We start from the raw sequence: 18,647 nt of genomic DNA on the forward strand, positions 1-18,647 counted from the left end.
ACTGCTTTTTGAGTCATATTTGTGAAATGATTCAAGATAAATTTGTGAAAAATACGCAAGTTTTAAAACTTGATATAAGATACGACAAAGCTCTATTTTTCTTTGCTGCTTATCATTCCTTGGATATTTTTCTTTAGTGCGGCTTATTTAAGCAGGTTGCCTGAGGCTTTAAATTTTACTTTTTTACAAGGTGTTTTAAGCATCGTAGAGCTTATATCTCCTTGCCTTGTTGCTTTTTATCTATTGACTAGAGAAGGGGTCAAATTTAAAGACATAAGACATAGATTTAGCCTTAAAAACTTAAACAAATTTTATCTATTCTTAGCTCTGTTTCTTACTTTTATAGCGCTTGTGATGGCGCAATTTATATCGCTTATCTTTGGGCATGGTTTGGAGCAGTTTTATATCTCGGGTAAAACCAGCTTTGAGTCTGCCTTGTTTAACTCGTGGTTTATACTGATTTTTGCTGCAATTGTAGAAGAGCTTGCCTGGCACACTTATGGTACTGATGCACTAAGGGCGAAATTTAGCCTTTTTACTTCATCTATGATATTTGCTTTTTACTGGGCGCTTTGGCACTTGCCTCTATCTTTTATCAAGGGCTATTATCACAGCGAAGTAGCTCTTAGCGGGCTTTTGTATAGCTTAAATTTTATTATTAGTTTGTTTGTTTTTGTGATCTTAATGAACCGGCTTTATTTTAAGACAAACAGAAACATAACCATAGCCATCCTCTTTCATCTTTTTGCAAATTTGACTAATGAAATTTTTGCAACTCATCCTGATAGCAAGGTGATACAAACGGCTATACTTTTGCTTATAGCCATAGCTGTCGTGGCAAAAAACAAAGAGCTATTTTTCAGCTCAAATTTTAAATTTGATGATGTGTAAATTTTAGGCTTGACACTCTTTATGAGCTTCTTGGTTTATGAAGTTTTTATGCTTGTTTCAGTAAAATAATTAAAATTTTTTCTGAAGGGATAAAATGGATAAAGCTACGATAAAAGCGCATAAAATTAGCGACGGCGAGTATGAAAATATACTAAAAATTTTAGGACGCGAGCCAAATTTGCTTGAGCTTGGGATATTTTCTGCGATGTGGAGCGAACACTGCAGCTATAAATCAAGTAAAAAATACCTAAGCGGCTTTCCGACCAAGGCTCCTTGGGTCATACAAGGACCGGGCGAAAACGCAGGCGTTATCGATGTCGGCGAAGGGGTTGCGGCTGTGTTTAAGATGGAAAGCCACAACCATCCAAGCTTTATCGAGCCTTATCAGGGCGCAGCCACCGGCGTGGGCGGAATTTTGCGCGATGTATTTACTATGGGCGCAAGAGTCGTGGCGAACATGAACTCGCTTAGATTCGGACAAATTAGCGGTAGCTCAAGCGTAGCGCGCCACCAAAGATATCTTGTAAAGGGCGTAGTGGCAGGAATTTCTCACTACGGCAACTGCATGGGCATCCCGACTGTCGGAGGCGAAGTGAGCTTTGATGAGAGCTTTAATGGAAACATCCTTGTAAATGCCTTCGCTCTTGGACTTTGCAAAAGCGATGAAATTTTCTACGGCAAGGCTGAGGGCATAGGAAATCCCGTTATATACGTAGGAAGCAAGACAGGTCGCGATGGGCTTGGCGGAGCCGTTATGGCAAGCGATAGCTTTAACGATGAGAATAAATCCTTGCGTCCGACTGTTCAAGTTGGCGATCCGTTTGCAGAAAAACTGCTTCTTGAAGCGTGCTTGGAGCTATTTAAGAAAGACTACATCATAGGCATCCAAGATATGGGTGCAGCTGGACTTACCTCAAGCAGTTTTGAGATGGCGGGGCGCAGCGGAAGCGGTATGAAGATGTATCTTGACCGCGTTCCGATGAGAGAAAGTGGCATGACACCTTACGAGCTTATGCTAAGCGAAAGTCAAGAAAGAATGCTAATATGCGCTAAAAAGGGCTATGAGAGCAAGGTTATAGAGATATTTAAGAAGTGGGACTTAGACGCTGAGATCATCGGAGAGGTAACTGATACGGGCAAGATGCAGCTTTATTGGCACGGCGAGCTTGCAGGCGAAATTCCGATAGATCCTGTTGCGCAGGCCGCTCCGGTGCTGGATCGTCCTACGAAAAAGCCTGCTTATCTTGATGAGATAAAAGATATAACTCTTGATAAATTTGAAAAAGTTGATAACAAAACCGCATTTAACAAGCTTTTGCGCGATCCGCATATCTTAAATAAGTCTTTGATCTACGATCAATACGATGCAAATATCCAGACAAATACAATTAAACAGCCCGGAAATTTAGGCGCTAGCGTTATCCGCGTAAGACAGAGCGGCAGAGCCATAGCTATGGGTATGGAGTGCAGCCCTCGCCACAACTATGTAAATCCAAAAATAGGCGCTGCTATGGCGGTTGCTCTAAGCGGTAGAAAGGTAGCTATGAGCGGTGCTATGCCTCTTGCTATAACTGACTGCTTAAACTACGGAAATCCTGAAAATCCCGAATTTATGTGGCAGTTCGCGCAGGGTTGCGAGGGTATCAAAGAGGCGTGCCGCGAGCTAACCACTCCTGTTGTAAGCGGAAACGTGAGCCTTTATAACGACACGGACGGCGTAAGTGTGTATCCGACACCTGCTATAGTAAGCGTTGGCGTAAATGAGTGCGCGCATAAAAATTTACCGAGCGTCTTTGTAAAAGAGGGTACACCGATATATCTGATAGGCGAAACGACAGGCGAATTTGCCGCAAGCCTTTATATGAAAAATTTATACAACTCGGTTAGCGGCGAACTAAAAGAGATTGATTATAAAAAAGAAAGAGCGCTTTGGGATCTTGTGATAGAGGCAAATAAAGAAGGAATTTTGGAATTTGCAAACTCAGTTGGCACGGGCGGAGTAGCTATGACGCTAGCTAAAATGGCTTGCATGAGCGAGATAGGTGCAAGATGTGAGTGTAAATTTGGCGATAGCAGATGGATATTTGACGAGAGCTTTTCGCGAGCGGTTGTGGGGGTAAAAGATGAGGCGAAATTTAGCGAACTAGCAAGCAAATTCGGGCTTAAAGTAAACAAAATAGGCATAACGGGCGGAAGCAAATTTGAAATAGATGGCGTGAGCGAAAATTTAAAAGATATAAGCGAGGTTTACTTTAATGAGTTTGCTAGAGTTATTAAACAAGAAGACTGAGGAAAAAGAGGAGATAAGAGAGCAGAAGATGAATCAAAGAAACGTAGCCAAGCCGCCTATTTTATTTAACGAAACACAGCAGCTTATCAAGGCGATCGAGGCGAAGCTTGGCGGTTCGCTGATAACTTACTACAACTCAAACGCAGGCAGCGTATGTGGCAACGACGCAAGTGCGATGTATGAAATTTTAAAGGGTAAAAAGATAGAAAACACCTTTTTGTTTATCAAAAGTGACGGCGGTAGCGGTATCGCCTCGCTTCGCATCATCAGCACTCTTAGAAATTATTGCAAAAACATAACAGCTCTTGTACCTGCAAACTGCGCTTCTGCCGCGACTATGATGGCGCTTGGTGCAAACGAGATCGTCATGGGTCCGCTTGCGTATCTAACTCCCGTTGATACTTCGCTTAAGCACGAACTAAGCCCTACAAATAAAAACAACGAGCTTGTAAGCGTGTCGATGGACGAGCTAAGCCGCGTGATAAAACTATGGAAAACGAACGAAAAAGATAAAGACGAAAACCCGTATAAATCGCTATATGAATACATTCATCCGCTTGTATTTGGTGCGGTAGATCGCGCCAGCTCGCTTTCGCTTAAAATTTGTCGTGAAATTTTGAGGTATCACATCGACGATGAAGAGAAAATTCAAAAAATTTCAGAGCGGCTAAACAGCGACTATCCGGCACATGAGTATCCGATACTCTTTCGCGAGGCCGAAGAGATCGGGCTTCATGTAAAAAAGATGGATGATGAGCTAAATGAGATGCTTCAGGAGCTTACTTTACTCTACTCGGAGATGGGGCAAAGAGCGTTTACCGACTTTGATGAAAACAGCTATCACGATAACAACATCGCAAATATCATTGAGTCAAACGGCAAACAGATATATTTCCAGATAGATAAAGACTGGTTTTATCGCCCTGATGAGCGCCGCTGGAATGTGATGAACGACGAGAGCTCATGGCGCAAAAACGAGCTTGTTGACGGCAAACTAAAAAATACTATCTATCACCTTTGGTAAAATAGGCGCAATAGTGGGTAATTTTTTTATTGTTATACTTATTGTTCTTGCCATATATCTGCTTGCCTTTGATTTTGGTAAGAATCCTCAAAATATGAGGCAAAACGTTAAAAACTCAAGAAAAAAAATCCTATTTGAAGAGGCTAAATATATAGTAAGCTTGCTTGCAAAAGTTGCTAAAAGCGATGGAAGGGTAAGTGAGCTGGAAGCTCAGCTAGTAAGCGAGATACTTGACGATATAACCTCTATGTTAGGTGGTGATACAAGAAAAAGAGATGAATTAAAGCAAATTTATAACACTCAAAAAGAGGATTTAAATAATGTTTATGACGTTGCTAGAGAGTATTATGAAAAATTTAAGCTAAGTAAAAATGACGCTATTGCTAAGGTTTCGTTTTTTATAAATTTAGCTTATATAGACGGCAGAATTTTAAATGCGGAAAGAATTGTAATTTCTCAAATAGCCGATGCCTTTAATATATCGGATAGAGTATTGGAAGAGATATTTGATAAATTTGATAGATTTTATGATCAAAAAAGATATGAGCAAAGAAAAGATGACTCATATTATAAAAAGAGTCCGTATAGAGTGCTAGGGCTTCGTGAAAATGCAGCGTTTAGCGATGTTAAAAAGCGCTACCGCGAGCTTGTGAAAAAGTATCATCCGGATATCTTGATGGGCAGGGGCGAGAGCGAGGAGATCATCGAGCGCTCAACCAGAAAGCTTCAAGAGATTAATGAAGCTTACGAGGAGATAAAGGCTAGCAGTGCAAATAACTAAAGGCTACACAAGCGGCTGTGTGGGCGATATAATCTCGCTTAATGCGAAATATTACGCAAAAAGATTTGATCTTGGCAAGGCTTTTGAAACGAAGATAGCTAAAGATATAGCCGAATTTGTAGCTAGTCTTAAAAGCGGAAAACGAGAGCTATTTACTTGCGTAAAAGATGGCGCTTTGGTCGGTTGTATAGCCGTTGATGAGAGTGAAAACGCAGCTCTGCTTAGGTGGCTTATAGTTGATGAAAAATTTCAAAACCAAGGCATTGGAAGAGAGCTTTTAAAAGAGGCGATTAAATTTTGTGATGAAAATTTTGATGAAATTTATCTATATACAAACAAAGAGCTTGAAATAGCTATCAAAATGTATGAGAAATTTGGATTTGAGCGCGATGAGAGCTTTGTGCCAAGGCGATATGAAGAGTTAAACGAACTTGAAATTTTAAGATATATCAAAAAGAGGAGAGGAAATGAGAGCGTTAATCAGTGTGAGCGATAAAGAAGGGGTTGTGGAGTTTGCCAAGGGGCTTGCTTCGCTTGGCTTTGAGATACTTTCAACGGGCGGGACGCATAAGTTGCTTGTGCAAAGCGGCATAAATTCGCTTGAAGTGAGCGAGTACACAAAGAGTCCAGAGATGTTTGAGGGTAGGGTAAAGACTCTTCATCCTAAAATTCACGGCGGAATTTTGCATAAAAGAGATGATAAAAACCACGTAGCGCAAGCCGAGCAAAACGGTATCGGCAGGATCGATCTGGTTTGTGTAAATTTGTATCCTTTTAAAGAGACTACGATACGCACCGATGATTTTGAGGAGATTATCGAAAATATCGATATCGGCGGACCTGCGATGGTGCGAAGTGCGGCTAAAAATTTTAAAGACGTATATATCGTAACCAGTCCGCTTGACTATGAGGCTGTGCTTGAAAATTTAAGAAACGGAGAAAATGCGCTCGAATTTAGACGCGCGCTAATGATAAAGGCGTATGAGCACACCGCGGCTTACGACTCGATGATAGCAAACTACATGAACGAGCGATTTAACGGCGGTTTTGGCGATATGAAATTTATTTCAGCTAGCAAAGTGTTTGACACTAGATACGGAGAAAACCCGCACCAAAAAGGCGCTTTGTATGAGTTTGACTATTTCTTTAGTAACAACTTTAAAGCCCTTAAAGGCGAAGCAAGCTTTAATAATATGACCGATATAAACGCGGCTTTGATGCTTGCAAGTAGCTTTGATGAGGCGCCTGCGGTAGCTATCGTCAAGCATGCAAACGCTTGTGGCTTTGCTGTGAAATCAAGCCTGCTTGAAAGCTACACCGAAGCGCTAAAATGCGATCCTATCTCGGCTTACGGCGGAGTTGTAGCGATAAACGGAACTCTTGATAAGGCTTTGGCTGAAAAAATAAATGAAATTTTCGTCGAAGTTATAATTGCAGCAAACGTCGATGAAGAGGCTTTGGCGGTTTTTGAATCCAAAAAACGTATCAAAATTTTCTCTCAGGGAAATAAATTCCTAACAAGAGCAAACGACAAATACGACTTTAAGCATGTTGACGGCGGATTTGTTTTTCAAGAAAGCGACGAGGTTAAGCCTAGCGAGCTAGAAAACATGAAGCTACAAACAACGCGCGAGGCGAGCAAAGAGGAGTTAAAAGACCTTGAGATAGCTTGGAAAGTGGCTGCACTTACTAAGAGCAACTGCGTGGTTTATGTGAAAAATTCAGCCATGGTTGCTATCGGTATGGGTATGACAAGCCGTGTGGATGCTGCAAGGGCTGCTGTAAATAAAGCTCGTGATCTAGGCATCGATCTAAACGGATGCGCGCTTGCTAGCGAGGCGTTTTTCCCGTTTAGAGATAGTATCGATATCGCCTCTGAAGTGGGCGTAAAAGCTATCATAGAGCCGGGCGGCAGTATACGAGACGATGAGGTTGTGCAGGCTGCAAATGAGCACGGCATGGCGCTATACTTTACCGGAGTTAGACACTTCTTGCATTAAGAATTTAATAAATTAGCAAATTTAAGCCGCTTTGAAAAAGAAATTTGGCTTAAATTTGCTTTATGAAATTAAATATTTGCTCCATAAATTAAACATATCTTGAACTAAATCAATAAATCCACACTAAATATCAGAGTATAATTATCCTAAATTTTAAACAAGGATAAAAAATGAATGAATTTTTCAAAAACGCAACCGAGATCAAAGTAGAGGGCGCAACGCTGCCTTTTTATAAATTTAGCGAAGACGGAGTGGAATATATCGGGTTTGACTCCCGCAAATGCGTGCCGCCTGAGCCTATGGTAAATGCTCTTGTGGCTTTAAATTTGATAGCAGACAGCAAAGCTAAAGTAATGATGATAAATCACCACTATCCCGTCGCTCTCATCCCAAAGATCGAGCAGAGCTACGACATATCGCACGAAAAACTTGAAGGCGAAGAGGTTAAGGTGATAATCAGCCTAAAAGACGGTGCAAACGCGCAAATACTAGACACAAATGTAAAATGCGGTGGCTAAATGCTACTAAATACATTTGCTCCGCCGTTTAGTCTGGTAGGCGGATACTTTATCGTGGGGATTTTGTTCCTGCTTGCAAGCGTATTTGTATTTTTCGGAGTTGATTTAAATGCTCTTACAAGCCTTAAAACCGCCGGATTTTTCCACGTATATCTTGTGGGTTTTGTGATGAGCATCATCATCGGCGCGCTCTATCAGCTTACGTCAGTTATACTTGAAAAGGCGTTTTTCACTATAAAATTTGCCTTTTTAAATTTGTTTTTATATACGGCAGGCGTTTTGGCGCTAAGCCTTGGGATGTATCTTGAGAAAATGGCGCTTATCCATGCCGGAGGCGGGATTTTATTTATCGCGCTGCTCTTTTTTACCGTTACTTACGCGCTTAGCTTTTTAGGAGCTAAAAAGGGCGGTTTAGCTGTGGTTGCGCTGCTTATCTCGGCTCTGTTTTTGCTTGTGGGAGTAGTGCTTGGATTTATGCTTATATTGATACTGTCAGGCAAATTTGCGCTTGATTTTGAGCTTGTTTTGCACTATCACATCTACTTTGTGCTTGGCTTTGTATTTTTGATCATAGTGGGTGTTGCAAGCGTGCTTTTGCCTATGTTTGCTCTTGTGCATGATCTTAAATTTTATCTTAGCAAGCTATCTATAGCACTATTTTTAGCTGGTGGCGTGGCGCTTAAATTTAGCCTTGAGCTAACTTTTGCTTTGATATCTTTGAGTGTGATTTGCTTTTTGATTGAAGCGCTTTTGATACTTAAAAAAAGAGTTAGAAAGGCTTATGACTACTGGAATTTAAATGTCTTTTTCGCTCTTGTTTGGCTGTTTGTCTGCATGGTTTGCGTAGCTCTTGAAAAAATAGAATTTGCCGTATTTACGCTTACTTTTGGATTTTTATATGCCTTTATCGTTGGCCATCTTTATAAGATTATGCCTTTTTTGATATGGTATCACTATGTGGCGAAATTTGTAGGCAAGACTAAGGTGCCTTTGCTTGATGATATGATGATAAAGTGGGTGGCAAATTTATCTTTGGCACTTCAGACGGCTTCGGTTGCGGCTTATTTTGGAGGTTTAAATTTGCTAAGTCAAATTTGCCTTGCATTGAGCGTAGTGCTAGTTGTGGTTAATGTAATAAACTTTTTTAAATATACTAAATTCGGAGTTCAAAATGAAGGATAAAATTTATAAGGCGCTTTCAAGTATAGTTGATCCCGAAGTTGGATTTGACATAGTGTCTTTGGGGCTTATATATGATGTTGAGGAAAATGATGGTAGGGCGGTTGTTACGATGACGCTTTCAACTCGCTCCTGCCCACTTCACGAGCTTATCTTAAGCTGGGTTAAGGGCGCGACTTTAAGCGTTGAGGGCGTAAATGAATGTGATATAAATTTGGTCTGGGAGCCTGCGTGGAATATCTCGATGGCAAGCGATGAGGTAAAGGCAGCTCTTGGGGCTTAAAATTTGCTTAAATAAATTTGGGTTTAAAATTTGATATAAAAGAGGTTAGATCCGCAGAGTGGCTTGTGCGGATCTAAATTTTGAGGATTTATTAGTCCATTTGGTGTCTGATGTATGTAGGCAGTTCAAGTATGGCTTGAGCCTCTTCACTATCATACCCGCCGCTTACTTTAAGTTTATGTAGTCTTTGATTTAAAAACGGATTACCTGAGAAGGCTTGGTTATTTTGCTCAGGAGTGGTTTTTATCTCATCTTTACTCCTAAAACCTGTTGCAACTATCGTAACTTGAACTTTGTTATTTTCTATATTATCATCTGATGTTGTACCAAAAATTATATCAGCATCCTCGTGGGCTGCCTCGTTTATAATAGTCATAGCCTCATCTATATCAGACATCGGACATTCTGGGTGAATTCTAAAGTGAACTAACACTCCCATAGCGCCATTTATAGAAACATCATCAAGAAGAGGTGACTGGATAGCATTTTTGATAGCTTCTTGAGCGGACTCTTCACCTTCAGCCTCCCCAACTCCCATTAGAGCCATTCCTCTATGCTCCATTACTTTTTTAACGTCTGCAAAGTCAAGGTTAATATCGCTTTTTCCTGATCCAAGCACTATTGTGCTCATACCGCTTACGGCGCGCGCTAATACGTCATCTACTATTTTAAAGCTATCTTTGATGCCTGCTTTTTTGTCTATAAGGGTTAGTAGTTTTTCGTTTGGAATAACTACTATAGAGTCACTCTCTTTTCTAAGCTCTTCAAGACCTATATCTGCTAATTTTTTACGTTTCTTACCTTCAAAAGGAAAAGGAGTTGTTACGACAGCTATAGTTAGAGCGCCTACCTCTTTAGCAACTTGAGCTATCACAGGAGCCGCTCCAGTACCTGTGCCGCCGCCAAGACCTGAAGCTATAAATACAATGTCTGAATATTCGAGTGTGCTTTTGATCTCTTCGTAGCTCTCTTGTGCGGCTTCTCGTCCCACTTCAGGCATCATTCCGGCACCAAGACCTTTGGTTTTTCGCTCTCCTAATTGAAGCTTGGTATACGCCAAAGAGTTATCAAGAGCTTTTACATCGGTATTGGCTACAATTAGATCAATGTCTATATTTCCACCGCTCTCTCTTATCATATGATTTATCATATTTCCGCCGCCACCACCAACACCTACGACTTTTATCTTAGCGCCGTAAGTATTTTTCTTCTCCTCTACAGTAAAGCCACTCATGCATCATCTCCTAGTTAAAATAGTTGTGTCATTTTTTGCCAAATTCGCGAAAACCAACTATCTTTTTTCTCTTTGTTAATATTCGCAATGTCAGCTAATTCGTGTTTATCTTCGATTTTTAAGTCTTCTATATCAAACTCATCATCTAAAACACTTCCTTGAAACATTTTATTACTGGCCTCATTTTGTGTGTTTGTAGTTTGATTCTTTGAATCTTGGACTATATTTTTCAAATTTTTATTTTTTATAATAGACTCATCCTTGTATCTCATCTTTTTTTCAGAATCTATCTCATAAGGCGTAAAATACCCTGCACCATACATGCAAAGACCTATAGCGCAAGAGTTAGCAGGATCTCTCATGATCTCATAAAGCCCCTCCGTTTCTCTTGGTTTTGCTATTCGAATAGGCATGTTATCAAAGATGGCAGACGCCAGATCTCTTATGCCTTCAAGCTTTGTCATACCACCTGTCAGAACGACTCCTGCTGCAATAGAGTTTTTATAACCGCTATCTTCTAACATTTTTGCAAGTATCATAAGCGTCTCTTCGGCTCTTGCATAAATAACGTTTGATATGACATCAAGCGATACTTCTTGAACTTTTCCGTCATCGTTTATAGGAGGAATTTCAACTAGCTCGTTGGCTCTATTGATAAGCGAGCCGTAGTTTATCTTTATCTCTTCGGCTTTTAAAAGCGGAGTGTGAAGCGCTGCTGAAAGATCGTTTGTGATATTTGCAGAGCCTACGCCTAAAAATTCGTTATATCTTATAGAATTTCCGGAGTGAACTATCATATCGCAAGTAGCACCTCCCATATCTATAAGAGCTACTCCTAGATCTTTTTCGTCTTGATTTAAGGTAGCTATAGCCGAAGCATAACTTGAAAGAACTATATTGTCAGGCTCGACTCCGGCTAAATTTAAAGCTTTTCTTAGATTGCTAAGTGAAGATTTTTGTGCCGTTATTATATGGGTTTGAACCTCAAGTCTGCTTCCGTTCATTCCCAAAGGATCTTCTATATGCTCTTGATCATCTACTTTAAAGTTGTATGGAAGTATATGAAGTTTTTCGTAATCATTATGAATCAGGGCTCTTCTGTCTGATTCAAACATTGAGCGATTTATCTCTTTGATTCCTATTTCGTGATTTGGTATATTTACAACTCCGTTACTGTCTACACTCTTTGTGTATGCGCCAGATATTGATACTACAACCTTTTCGTAATAAGTTCCAGCTATTCTTTGGGCATCCACTAAAGCGTTTTTTATAGATTTGGAGGCTAACTCGATATTTGTTATGATGCCTTTTTTTATACCTTGTGTTTTTGCTGTTCCGATGCCGATTATTTTGAGTCCATTTTCGTCATGCTGAGCTATTACGGCACATACTTGAATAGAACCGACATCGATGCCTAGAATTTTAGTGCTCAAGATCACTACCTTTTGTAATAATATTCTACTTGATAACGTTTTTGTAACGCACTTGTTAGATCTTTAATGAGTTCGCTATTTTTAAGATAACTAACATTTTGTGTTACTATATCTTTATACTCATTTTCTTTTTTGTTATCAAGCAACTGCTGTTCCAAAATTTCGTATACAACGGCTTTATTGTCTAATAAAATATATCCTTTTTTGTTATTGCTATCAAACAAGTTACTAACAAAAGCATTAAATTCTGTACTGCTTAGATCTTCTATATTCAAATCAGAATCTCTACTTATAAAGCCTATATCCTTACCTTTAAAGCCATCATTTAGTAGTTTTTTAGCTTTTTGCTCTACTAATTCTTTCTCTTTCGTATCTTTGTATACAGACAATACTTGCTCTTTAGCTTGCTCATAGCTCATTATTTCTGGTTTTTTAACCTCTACTAATTTTGCTATCATATATCCATCTTGATTCTCTTTAGAAAATTCAAAAGGTTTTATCATGTCGCCAGCTTTTAAGCTTTTTAGTTCGTCTATTATAGGGAAGCTGAAGTCATCTTCTAATATTGTTTGTTTGTCGCTAAGTTTTTTCTCGCCTTTTTTTACTAAAAGATACTCTTCAAGTGCTATTTTTTTACTAATTTTGAAGTTATAGTCTTTTAAGACATCATTTTTGACTGTCTCAAATTCTTGAATTTTATCTTCGTTGTTTTTGTATGAATTTTTATTTTCGTTGTAAAATTCTTTTAGTTCTGTTACGTTCACATCGGCACTGATCGCAGGTATAAAGCTTGTTTCTAGATTATATTCTGTTTTGGTTTTATAGTTTGACTTGCTTTCTTCCCATAGTTTTTTTACTCCGTCTTCATCTATGACTATCTCATTTTCTGCCGCTTTTATAACTTGCAAAGAAACTCTATCTTGCATCAAGAAGCTAGATGTCATCATGTCTATGTCGTTTTTGTTTGTAGGTAAATTGATCGCATGTCTTAATTTGTCAAGCAATACTACTCTTTTTAGATTTTTTTCATAATCCGCAGGATTTATTCTAGCTCTTTTTAAAACGTCATTGTAAAGATCTTTACTAAATTTGCCGTCAATCTGAAAATTTTGATCGGCAACTATGTATTTAACTATGTCGTCATCGTTTACGCCAAGCCCTAGATCATCAGCAAAGTTTAACAACAAATTTTCTTGCACCAAAGACTCTATGGCTAAATTTTCAATCCCCATCTCTTTGGCTTTTTCTTCTGTTAGTTTTCCATCAAGCAGTTGGTTGTAATAAGAGTATAATTCGCCATATTTATTTTGAAATTCCTGGACGCTTATCGCTCTATGTCCGACTTTGGCTACCGAAGTAGATTTTTCGGTGTTCATGCTATAAGCTCCCCATCCGACAAAGCCTGCTCCGACGAACGCTATAGTACTTATCCAAATAGTGACCACTAAGTATTTTTTATGCTTTTGCATCCAAGTTATCATTAAGTTCCCTTTAAACTAACAATTAAAATTTAGATTTTATTTTACCGAATTTATGTGAATGTAACCTTAAATTCGCACTTTATAATATGTAAAATTTATAAATTTACTAACATTTTAACACTGTTAGCTATCTATATTTCGTATGAGTGTGCTATATGAAGTAATTTGCACGTATTTTCAAGGATTGCAACGTCTTTTGCGAGCTGATACGCAGTTCTGTTATAGACATACACCCCATAACCTTTTATGATGATCATGTTTGTTTTATTTTCTTTCATATAACGATAAATTTCAGTATCCGCTCTTTCGTACCAATCGTCAAATTGTTTTGGATCGTATATTGGAATTTCATGATGTTTCATGTATCCAAAATAATCTTTTGGTTTGATAAAAGTGTGATTTAAAGTATATGCGGTTAAATAAGGAGGCATTGCGTAACAGACATATTTGGCCTCATTTATATTTTTGTAAATATTTATGTGTATGTCAGCATCTAAGCTTGCATCATTCCATCTATAGTCTTTTTTGGAATTTAAAAGGACTAAATCTTCCTCTTTAAGATTATCAAAAATAGCATTTTTTTTATTTATCAAAAATTGTTCAAACTCTATTCTGGCAGATATTGAGCCATGAAAAATACCTAAAAAATTCTTCCTAAACATAGAGAGTGAAATTTTACTTATCTGTTCGGCTGAATATTTTAAATCCATGACTTAACCTTTTATGAATTTGTTTTTTGTTATTATACATAAAAAATATATTTTGCAAGGATAACTTTGGAATCGCCACATATTCCCGTTTTGTTAGAGGAAGTTTTGTCAGCTTTTGATGATATTAAATGTGGAAGTATCGTGGATTGCACTCTTGGTTACGCGGGTCATTCTAGTGCTATTTTGGCTAACAATAAAAATGTAAATTTAATAGCTTGCGATAGAGATGATGAGGCTATTAATTTTTCATCTTGCAGACTTAAAGAATTTTCCGGTAGAGTTAAAATTTACAAGAGTAGATTTTCTGAAATTTTAAATAAAATCGATACAAAAGAGGTTCGCGGAATTTTAGCAGATATTGGAGTCTCATCTCTTCAACTTGACAAAGACGATCGAGGTTTTGGTCTAAAAAGTGAAAATTTAGATATGAGAATGGATAAAGATTCTCAAATTTCAGCCTTTGATGTTGTAAATTTTTATGACGAGGATAGATTGGCTCAAATTTTTAGAGATTACGGTGAGCTTGCAAACGCAAAACAGATTGCATCAAAGATAGTTTTGGCAAGAAGAAATGGCGAGATAAAGAGCTCTAGTGAGCTTGCAAATATAATAGGAACTAAATTTTTAAAAAATAGAAGCATAAGTCCTGCTACCTTGGCTTTTCAGGCAATTAGAATAGAAGTAAATAACGAATTAGCGGAGCTTGAGACTCTGCTTGACGCTATAGAAAATTCAGATATTGATGACTGTGTGGTGGCTATAATAAGCTTTCACTCACTAGAAGATAGGATAGTAAAAACAAGATTTAAAAAGTGGGCTAAAAGTTGTATCTGTGACAATGTCGCAATGCGCTGTACTTGCGGAAATAATCACTCAAAAGGCGAAATAATAACAAAAAAAGCTATAATGGCATCCTCTAAAGAGACAAAAGAAAACCCAAGAAGTAGTTGTGCAAAGATGAGAGTGTTTAAAATTTTAAGAGGCAATAATGCAAGATAAAGAGGATTTACTAGCCCTTCATGAAGAGAGCCAAAAGGTAGAGCAAAATTTAGATTTCAACACTCTTTTAATAGTCTATATAATTATGTTAATAGCTTTCACTATATTTTTACCTAAAATTTATATAACAAATCAAATTTACTACACAAGCCGTGAGATAGCTGATTTAAGTGGTAAGCGAGATGTGCTTTTAGAGGAAAATAGAGATCTTAGGCTAAGAGTTGAACAGATCAAATATAAGCACCAGATCTCTGATCAGTTAAATTTGAAATAAGTTATTTTATCCCTGTCTCAGACTGCGCTACCAATCTTTCCAATACATATTTTTCTAAATCTTTTCTCGGAATCTCGTTTTTTGTAGCTTCGTTATATATCATTTCAACTCTAGTGGAGTATTTTTCATAAGGAAAATATGGAAAATGTATAGCCCAAGCCTTTTTTATAAGTTCTTTACTGATGGCCTTTCTTGCCCAAATTTTAAACATGTCAAATCCAATAAATACAAGAGCTGTGGATATAATAGAGCTTATTATAGATAGGTGAAAATCAAGCCTTGTGAATAGATTGTGAGTCAATGTCAAAAGTGTCCCTACTATCAAAATACATATTATTCCATAGACAAGATATGTTTTAAAATATCTAAATTTGAAATTTAACTTAGCCGGATCAATAAGCATTCCCTCGTTAAAAAGGCAGTTTGCCTCAAGCAGATCACGAAATAATACAGGCTTCTTTGACACTACAAAAATATTTTCTAAAATTATTTTTTTAAGCTCACTATCTCTCATTTTCTCATACTTTTTCGTAAATTTCCTTTTAATTATATCAAAAAAAATTTTAATAAGCGACTTAAAGCTTGACAAATTTATATTTATGGGCTTTTTTATGATCTCTAAGTTAAAATTATACAATTTTAATCAAAGGATATGTGATGAACGGAATTGTATATATAAATGGAGAATTTGTAAAAGCCGATGAGGCTAAAGTAAGTGCTTTTGACAGAGGATTTATATTTGGAGACGGAATATACGAGGTTGTGCCGGTTCTTAATGGAAAGCTTGTAGATAGAGAGGATTTTTGGCATAGATTTGATAATAGTTTAGCGGCCATTGAATTAAATTTGCCTTGCTCAAAGAGTGAATTTGAAGAGATATTAAAAGAGGTTATAAGCAAAAATAGCTTGCAAGAAGGCGGGGTATATATGCAGATAACCCGTGGAGTGGCAGAGAGAAATTTTAAGTTTCTAAAGGGGCTTAAGCCTACTGTTTTTGTATTTTGTTATGAGCAAAAGATTATCGAAAATCCGGATTCAAAAACGGGCATAGAGATAGTAAGTGTCGAAGATATACGCTGGAAACGTCGAGATATCAAATCTATCTCGCTTCTAGCTCAATGTTATGCCAAAGAGCAGGCGGTAAAAAGAGGCGCTTATGAGGGGTTTATGGTGGAGGATGGCTTTGTAACTGAGGCCACAAGCTCAAGTGCATTTATCATCAAAGATGGTGTTTTGATAACCAAGCCTCTTTCAAATGAAATTTTACCTGGAATCCGCCGAAAAAATATCTTGGAATTTGCCAATAAAGCAGGCCTTAAAGTCGAGCAGCGCGCATTTATGATGAGCGATGTCTATAATGCCGATGAGGTATTTATATCTGCGGCTACGCTTTTGCTTTTGCCTGTAGTTAAAGCCGACGGCAAGCCGATAAACGGAGGAAAAATAGGCAAATATGTACCTATTTTAAGACAGATGTATGCAGATAAGGTAAAAAAAGAGGCGGGAATTTTATAAAATTACCACCTATATAAAAATTCTGGGCGGTACTCAAAATGCATCGTGTCAAAGCTGACCCAGCGACCGCCCCAAATAAATCCGTGTTTTTCAAATATCCTAACTATTGCTTCTGGAATTTGATTTTTATAGACGCCATCCTTGCTCCACTGCCAATAATCGCTCTTGTCGGTATTTATATCTATTGCGATGCCGTAAGCGTGCGCGCTTTTACGATTTGTTTTAGCAATCAATCGGTAGTTAAATGTGCCGGAAGGATTGTCTAAAAAATTAAGCATCTCAGGCTCTTTGCTAATAAGCTCATCAAGCTCTTTTGAAACTGCCTCAAGAGCCTTTGCCGCACCGTTTTTGGAGTTAAATTTAAACTTTTTATTTATATGATTTTTAAGCCATATTACATCTACTAAATTTGCCCTTATGCTTCTTTCATCGGCTCCGTAAATTTTATCTAAAAGTGCGTAGTTTCTATATCTGCCTGCATCGTTTGCGGGTAAGGTTAGCGGCTTAAATAATGGATATTCTTCTGCAAAAATATCTTCTATATCCGCACTATTTAGTAATTCTTCTTTGTTTTTTGATTTTTTGTCATCAAAAATTTCAGTAGTGCCGTCTCTAAAAATCACCGAATTTTCATTTATATTTACATCGTAGGCTTTGGCTATGATATCTTGAAGTGTCGGTTTTGGCACCAAGATATTCATAGAGTCTATCTTGGAAATTAACAAATTTTTACTGTCAATATCTTCTCTATCTCGCCCGATTTCAAGTGAGGTTATCGCCACTCCTCCTACTAAGGCTCTTCCGTCATTTTTGGTCTTTAACCCCCACATGTCATGAATGGCTATTGGCTTATCGTCTTTTGTGCCGGCATATAGCATTATGTGTCCCGGCAAGTGAAGCAAGGTCATATATGGCAAGGCTTCATCTTTTATTTTTCTTATTTTTTCTTCATTTGATAAGTTTTCTAGTGAAATTTGTCTGCCTATTTTACTTTGAGCCCGTGAATTTCTAGGAAGCCAGATTCCAAACCCTCCTAGGAAATCTTGTGTAAATAAAGAGCAGTCGCGGTTATCTCCAAAACCTCCCCAACCGTAAGGTTGCTCTAGCATACCAGAAGCTAGTTTTTTAATATTTTGATCGTTAAAAATAAGCGGATATGTGGCTGAAATTTGCTTTGAAATTTCATATTTTTTTATACCGCTTCTAGTATGAATTTCTCCGTAAAATTTATATTCATCCTGCTTTGTAAATGGCAAAATTGCGCCAATTCGTCCAAAAAATAAGAAATTTCCATTTGCATCATAAACTGGAGATTTGTCTTTTGTTATAGTTATAAAATTTGAGTTTGTTAGCTCTTTTACCTCTTGATGGCTTAAAATTTGAATGTCGTTAGCCTTAATCCATGCCCAGGCGTTATCGCTTCCCACAAACGCCCAAGCCCTATCCAGCGAGTAGTGTGAGAGCAAAACCGGAGTTCCTATGGATATAGTTGAAAGCTGCAAATAATCAAATGGATAGCCCTCTCCTGCGCGTGCCGGATTTATAAAGATAGGCTCATCCGTCGGAAGATTTCTAAGGCTAGTGTTAGCTGTCGTAATTGCCGGAAGAGAAAGCGTGCCAAAGGCTGAAGTGTTTGCGTTAGTTTGAAGATTGTAAAACCACTCATCTTTAATAGGCTTGAAATTTAGTCCGTAATATTGCCTATTTTTTGAGTTTTTGTATAAATTTATAGCCCAAAACGCCTCTTTCTCACTAACAGGCGGTTTTTTTAAGTAAAGTACTCCGAAGCGTTTTTTAAGTAGAGCCTCTCCGTTAAATTTAATGTTTTTTTGATTTTTAGGAAGTGAGGATTCGCTTTGATCTATATCTAAATTTAGATAAGAAATTCTGCCAAGACTCTCTTTGCTAAGTGATTTTTCAGCATCGTTTTTGGGTGTCAAAGCATTTTTTGAACATGAAGTAAAAAATATAGCTATAAAAATTAAAAAAGCTATCTGTTTCAAATTTATCTCCTGTGTTTTAGGCTATAATTTTA

Annotated in this window: 18 protein-coding genes; 12 read left to right on the forward strand and 6 right to left on the reverse strand. The window is 37.8% G+C overall.

Going from position 1 to position 18,647, the window contains the following annotated elements:
- The first annotated feature begins 102 nt into the window (after positions 1-102).
- From CDOM16189_RS01675 to CDOM16189_RS01715, 9 genes are all read left to right on the forward strand, one after another.
- Complete coding sequence (locus tag CDOM16189_RS01675; protein ID WP_169973833.1) at positions 103-891, forward strand: CPBP family intramembrane glutamic endopeptidase; 789 nt, start codon at positions 103-105, stop codon at positions 889-891.
- A 94-nt stretch (positions 892-985) separates the two neighbouring features.
- A complete protein-coding gene (gene purL, locus CDOM16189_RS01680; protein ID WP_169973835.1) occupies positions 986-3,181 on the forward strand; it encodes a phosphoribosylformylglycinamidine synthase subunit PurL in 2,196 nt (731 codons plus the stop codon).
- On the forward strand, positions 3,147-4,205 hold the full coding sequence (locus tag CDOM16189_RS01685) for an SDH family Clp fold serine proteinase (RefSeq protein WP_169973837.1): 1,059 nt from the start codon (positions 3,147-3,149) through the stop codon (positions 4,203-4,205). The genes purL and CDOM16189_RS01685 overlap by 35 nt, the downstream gene beginning before the upstream one ends.
- 13 nt (positions 4,206-4,218) lie before the next feature.
- Positions 4,219-4,986: a TerB family tellurite resistance protein gene (locus CDOM16189_RS01690; protein ID WP_349304316.1), complete on the forward strand. Its 768-nt coding sequence runs from the start codon at positions 4,219-4,221 to the stop codon at positions 4,984-4,986.
- A complete protein-coding gene (locus tag CDOM16189_RS01695; protein WP_169973839.1) occupies positions 4,973-5,482 on the forward strand; it encodes a GNAT family N-acetyltransferase in 510 nt (169 codons plus the stop codon). Before CDOM16189_RS01690 ends, CDOM16189_RS01695 begins: the two co-directional genes overlap by 14 nt.
- Positions 5,454-6,986, forward strand: coding sequence for a bifunctional phosphoribosylaminoimidazolecarboxamide formyltransferase/IMP cyclohydrolase (gene purH / locus CDOM16189_RS01700; protein WP_169973841.1), 1,533 nt, complete (start codon positions 5,454-5,456; stop codon positions 6,984-6,986). The genes CDOM16189_RS01695 and purH overlap by 29 nt, the downstream gene beginning before the upstream one ends.
- 170 nt (positions 6,987-7,156) lie before the next feature.
- Positions 7,157-7,504: a hypothetical protein gene (locus tag CDOM16189_RS01705; protein WP_169973843.1), complete on the forward strand. Its 348-nt coding sequence runs from the start codon at positions 7,157-7,159 to the stop codon at positions 7,502-7,504.
- Positions 7,505-8,686 (forward strand): peptidase M50, encoded by a 1,182-nt coding sequence (locus tag CDOM16189_RS01710; protein ID WP_169973845.1) that lies wholly within the window; start codon positions 7,505-7,507, stop codon positions 8,684-8,686.
- Positions 8,676-8,966 carry a metal-sulfur cluster assembly factor gene (locus tag CDOM16189_RS01715; RefSeq protein WP_169973847.1) on the forward strand — a complete coding sequence of 97 codons (291 nt, stop codon included), beginning with the start codon at positions 8,676-8,678 and terminating at the stop codon, positions 8,964-8,966. The genes CDOM16189_RS01710 and CDOM16189_RS01715 overlap by 11 nt, the downstream gene beginning before the upstream one ends.
- Positions 8,967-9,057: 91 nt before the next feature.
- On the opposite strand, the gene ftsZ is transcribed toward CDOM16189_RS01715, so the two are convergent.
- From ftsZ to CDOM16189_RS01735, 4 genes are all read right to left on the reverse strand, one after another.
- Positions 9,058-10,200, reverse strand: a complete 1,143-nt coding sequence (ftsZ, locus tag CDOM16189_RS01720; protein WP_169973849.1) for a cell division protein FtsZ — start codon at positions 10,198-10,200, stop codon at positions 9,058-9,060.
- Positions 10,201-10,214: 14 nt separating this feature from the next.
- Positions 10,215-11,633, reverse strand: a complete 1,419-nt coding sequence (ftsA, locus tag CDOM16189_RS01725; RefSeq protein ID WP_169973851.1) for a cell division protein FtsA — start codon at positions 11,631-11,633, stop codon at positions 10,215-10,217.
- Positions 11,634-11,638: 5 nt separating this feature from the next.
- Positions 11,639-13,114, reverse strand: a complete 1,476-nt coding sequence (locus tag CDOM16189_RS01730) for a peptidylprolyl isomerase (protein WP_169973853.1) — start codon at positions 13,112-13,114, stop codon at positions 11,639-11,641.
- A 131-nt stretch (positions 13,115-13,245) separates the two neighbouring features.
- A complete protein-coding gene (locus tag CDOM16189_RS01735) occupies positions 13,246-13,824 on the reverse strand; it encodes a class II aldolase and adducin N-terminal domain-containing protein (protein WP_169973855.1) in 579 nt (192 codons plus the stop codon).
- A 66-nt stretch (positions 13,825-13,890) separates the two neighbouring features.
- On the opposite strand from CDOM16189_RS01735, the gene rsmH reads away from it, so the two are divergent.
- Together rsmH and CDOM16189_RS01745 are read left to right on the forward strand one after the other, a co-directional pair.
- Complete coding sequence (gene rsmH / locus CDOM16189_RS01740; protein ID WP_169973857.1) at positions 13,891-14,823, forward strand: 16S rRNA (cytosine(1402)-N(4))-methyltransferase RsmH; 933 nt, start codon at positions 13,891-13,893, stop codon at positions 14,821-14,823.
- Complete coding sequence (locus tag CDOM16189_RS01745) at positions 14,813-15,097, forward strand: hypothetical protein (protein WP_169973859.1); 285 nt, start codon at positions 14,813-14,815, stop codon at positions 15,095-15,097. The genes rsmH and CDOM16189_RS01745 overlap by 11 nt, the downstream gene beginning before the upstream one ends.
- Before the next feature lies 1 nt (position 15,098).
- Here the strand turns inward: CDOM16189_RS01745 and CDOM16189_RS01750 are convergent, their stop codons facing one another.
- Positions 15,099-15,611, reverse strand: coding sequence for a hypothetical protein (locus CDOM16189_RS01750; protein WP_169973861.1), 513 nt, complete (start codon positions 15,609-15,611; stop codon positions 15,099-15,101).
- Between the two features lie 143 nt (positions 15,612-15,754).
- Between CDOM16189_RS01750 and CDOM16189_RS01755 the strand changes: the two genes are divergently transcribed.
- Positions 15,755-16,612: a D-amino-acid transaminase gene (locus tag CDOM16189_RS01755; RefSeq protein ID WP_169973863.1), complete on the forward strand. Its 858-nt coding sequence runs from the start codon at positions 15,755-15,757 to the stop codon at positions 16,610-16,612.
- A 2-nt stretch (positions 16,613-16,614) separates the two neighbouring features.
- On the opposite strand, the gene CDOM16189_RS01760 is transcribed toward CDOM16189_RS01755, so the two are convergent.
- On the reverse strand, positions 16,615-18,615 hold the full coding sequence (locus CDOM16189_RS01760) for a bifunctional C40 family peptidase/M15 family metallopeptidase (protein WP_211436547.1): 2,001 nt from the start codon (positions 18,613-18,615) through the stop codon (positions 16,615-16,617).
- Positions 18,616-18,647: the final 32 nt, after the last annotated feature.

Source organism: Campylobacter sp. RM16189, from assembly GCF_012978815.1.
Classification (GTDB): domain Bacteria; phylum Campylobacterota; class Campylobacteria; order Campylobacterales; family Campylobacteraceae; genus Campylobacter_A.

Bases quoted from the DNA above. Each gene is read 5' to 3' on its own strand.
- purL (WP_169973835.1), top strand. From the start codon at position 986: ATGGATAAAGCTACGATAAAAGCGCATAAAATTAGCGACGGCGAGTAT.
- CDOM16189_RS01685 (WP_169973837.1), top strand. From the start codon at position 3,147: ATGAGTTTGCTAGAGTTATTAAACAAGAAGACTGAGGAAAAAGAGGAG.
- purH (WP_169973841.1), top strand. From the start codon at position 5,454: ATGAGAGCGTTAATCAGTGTGAGCGATAAAGAAGGGGTTGTGGAGTTT.
- CDOM16189_RS01705 (WP_169973843.1), top strand. From the start codon at position 7,157: ATGAATGAATTTTTCAAAAACGCAACCGAGATCAAAGTAGAGGGCGCA.
- CDOM16189_RS01710 (WP_169973845.1), top strand. From the start codon at position 7,505: ATGCTACTAAATACATTTGCTCCGCCGTTTAGTCTGGTAGGCGGATAC.
- CDOM16189_RS01715 (WP_169973847.1), top strand. From the start codon at position 8,676: ATGAAGGATAAAATTTATAAGGCGCTTTCAAGTATAGTTGATCCCGAA.
- ftsZ (WP_169973849.1), bottom strand. From the start codon at position 10,200: ATGAGTGGCTTTACTGTAGAGGAGAAGAAAAATACTTACGGCGCTAAG.
- CDOM16189_RS01730 (WP_169973853.1), bottom strand. From the start codon at position 13,114: ATGATAACTTGGATGCAAAAGCATAAAAAATACTTAGTGGTCACTATT.
- CDOM16189_RS01735 (WP_169973855.1), bottom strand. From the start codon at position 13,824: ATGGATTTAAAATATTCAGCCGAACAGATAAGTAAAATTTCACTCTCT.
- CDOM16189_RS01745 (WP_169973859.1), top strand. From the start codon at position 14,813: ATGCAAGATAAAGAGGATTTACTAGCCCTTCATGAAGAGAGCCAAAAG.
- CDOM16189_RS01750 (WP_169973861.1), bottom strand. From the start codon at position 15,611: ATGAGAGATAGTGAGCTTAAAAAAATAATTTTAGAAAATATTTTTGTA.
- CDOM16189_RS01755 (WP_169973863.1), top strand. From the start codon at position 15,755: ATGAACGGAATTGTATATATAAATGGAGAATTTGTAAAAGCCGATGAG.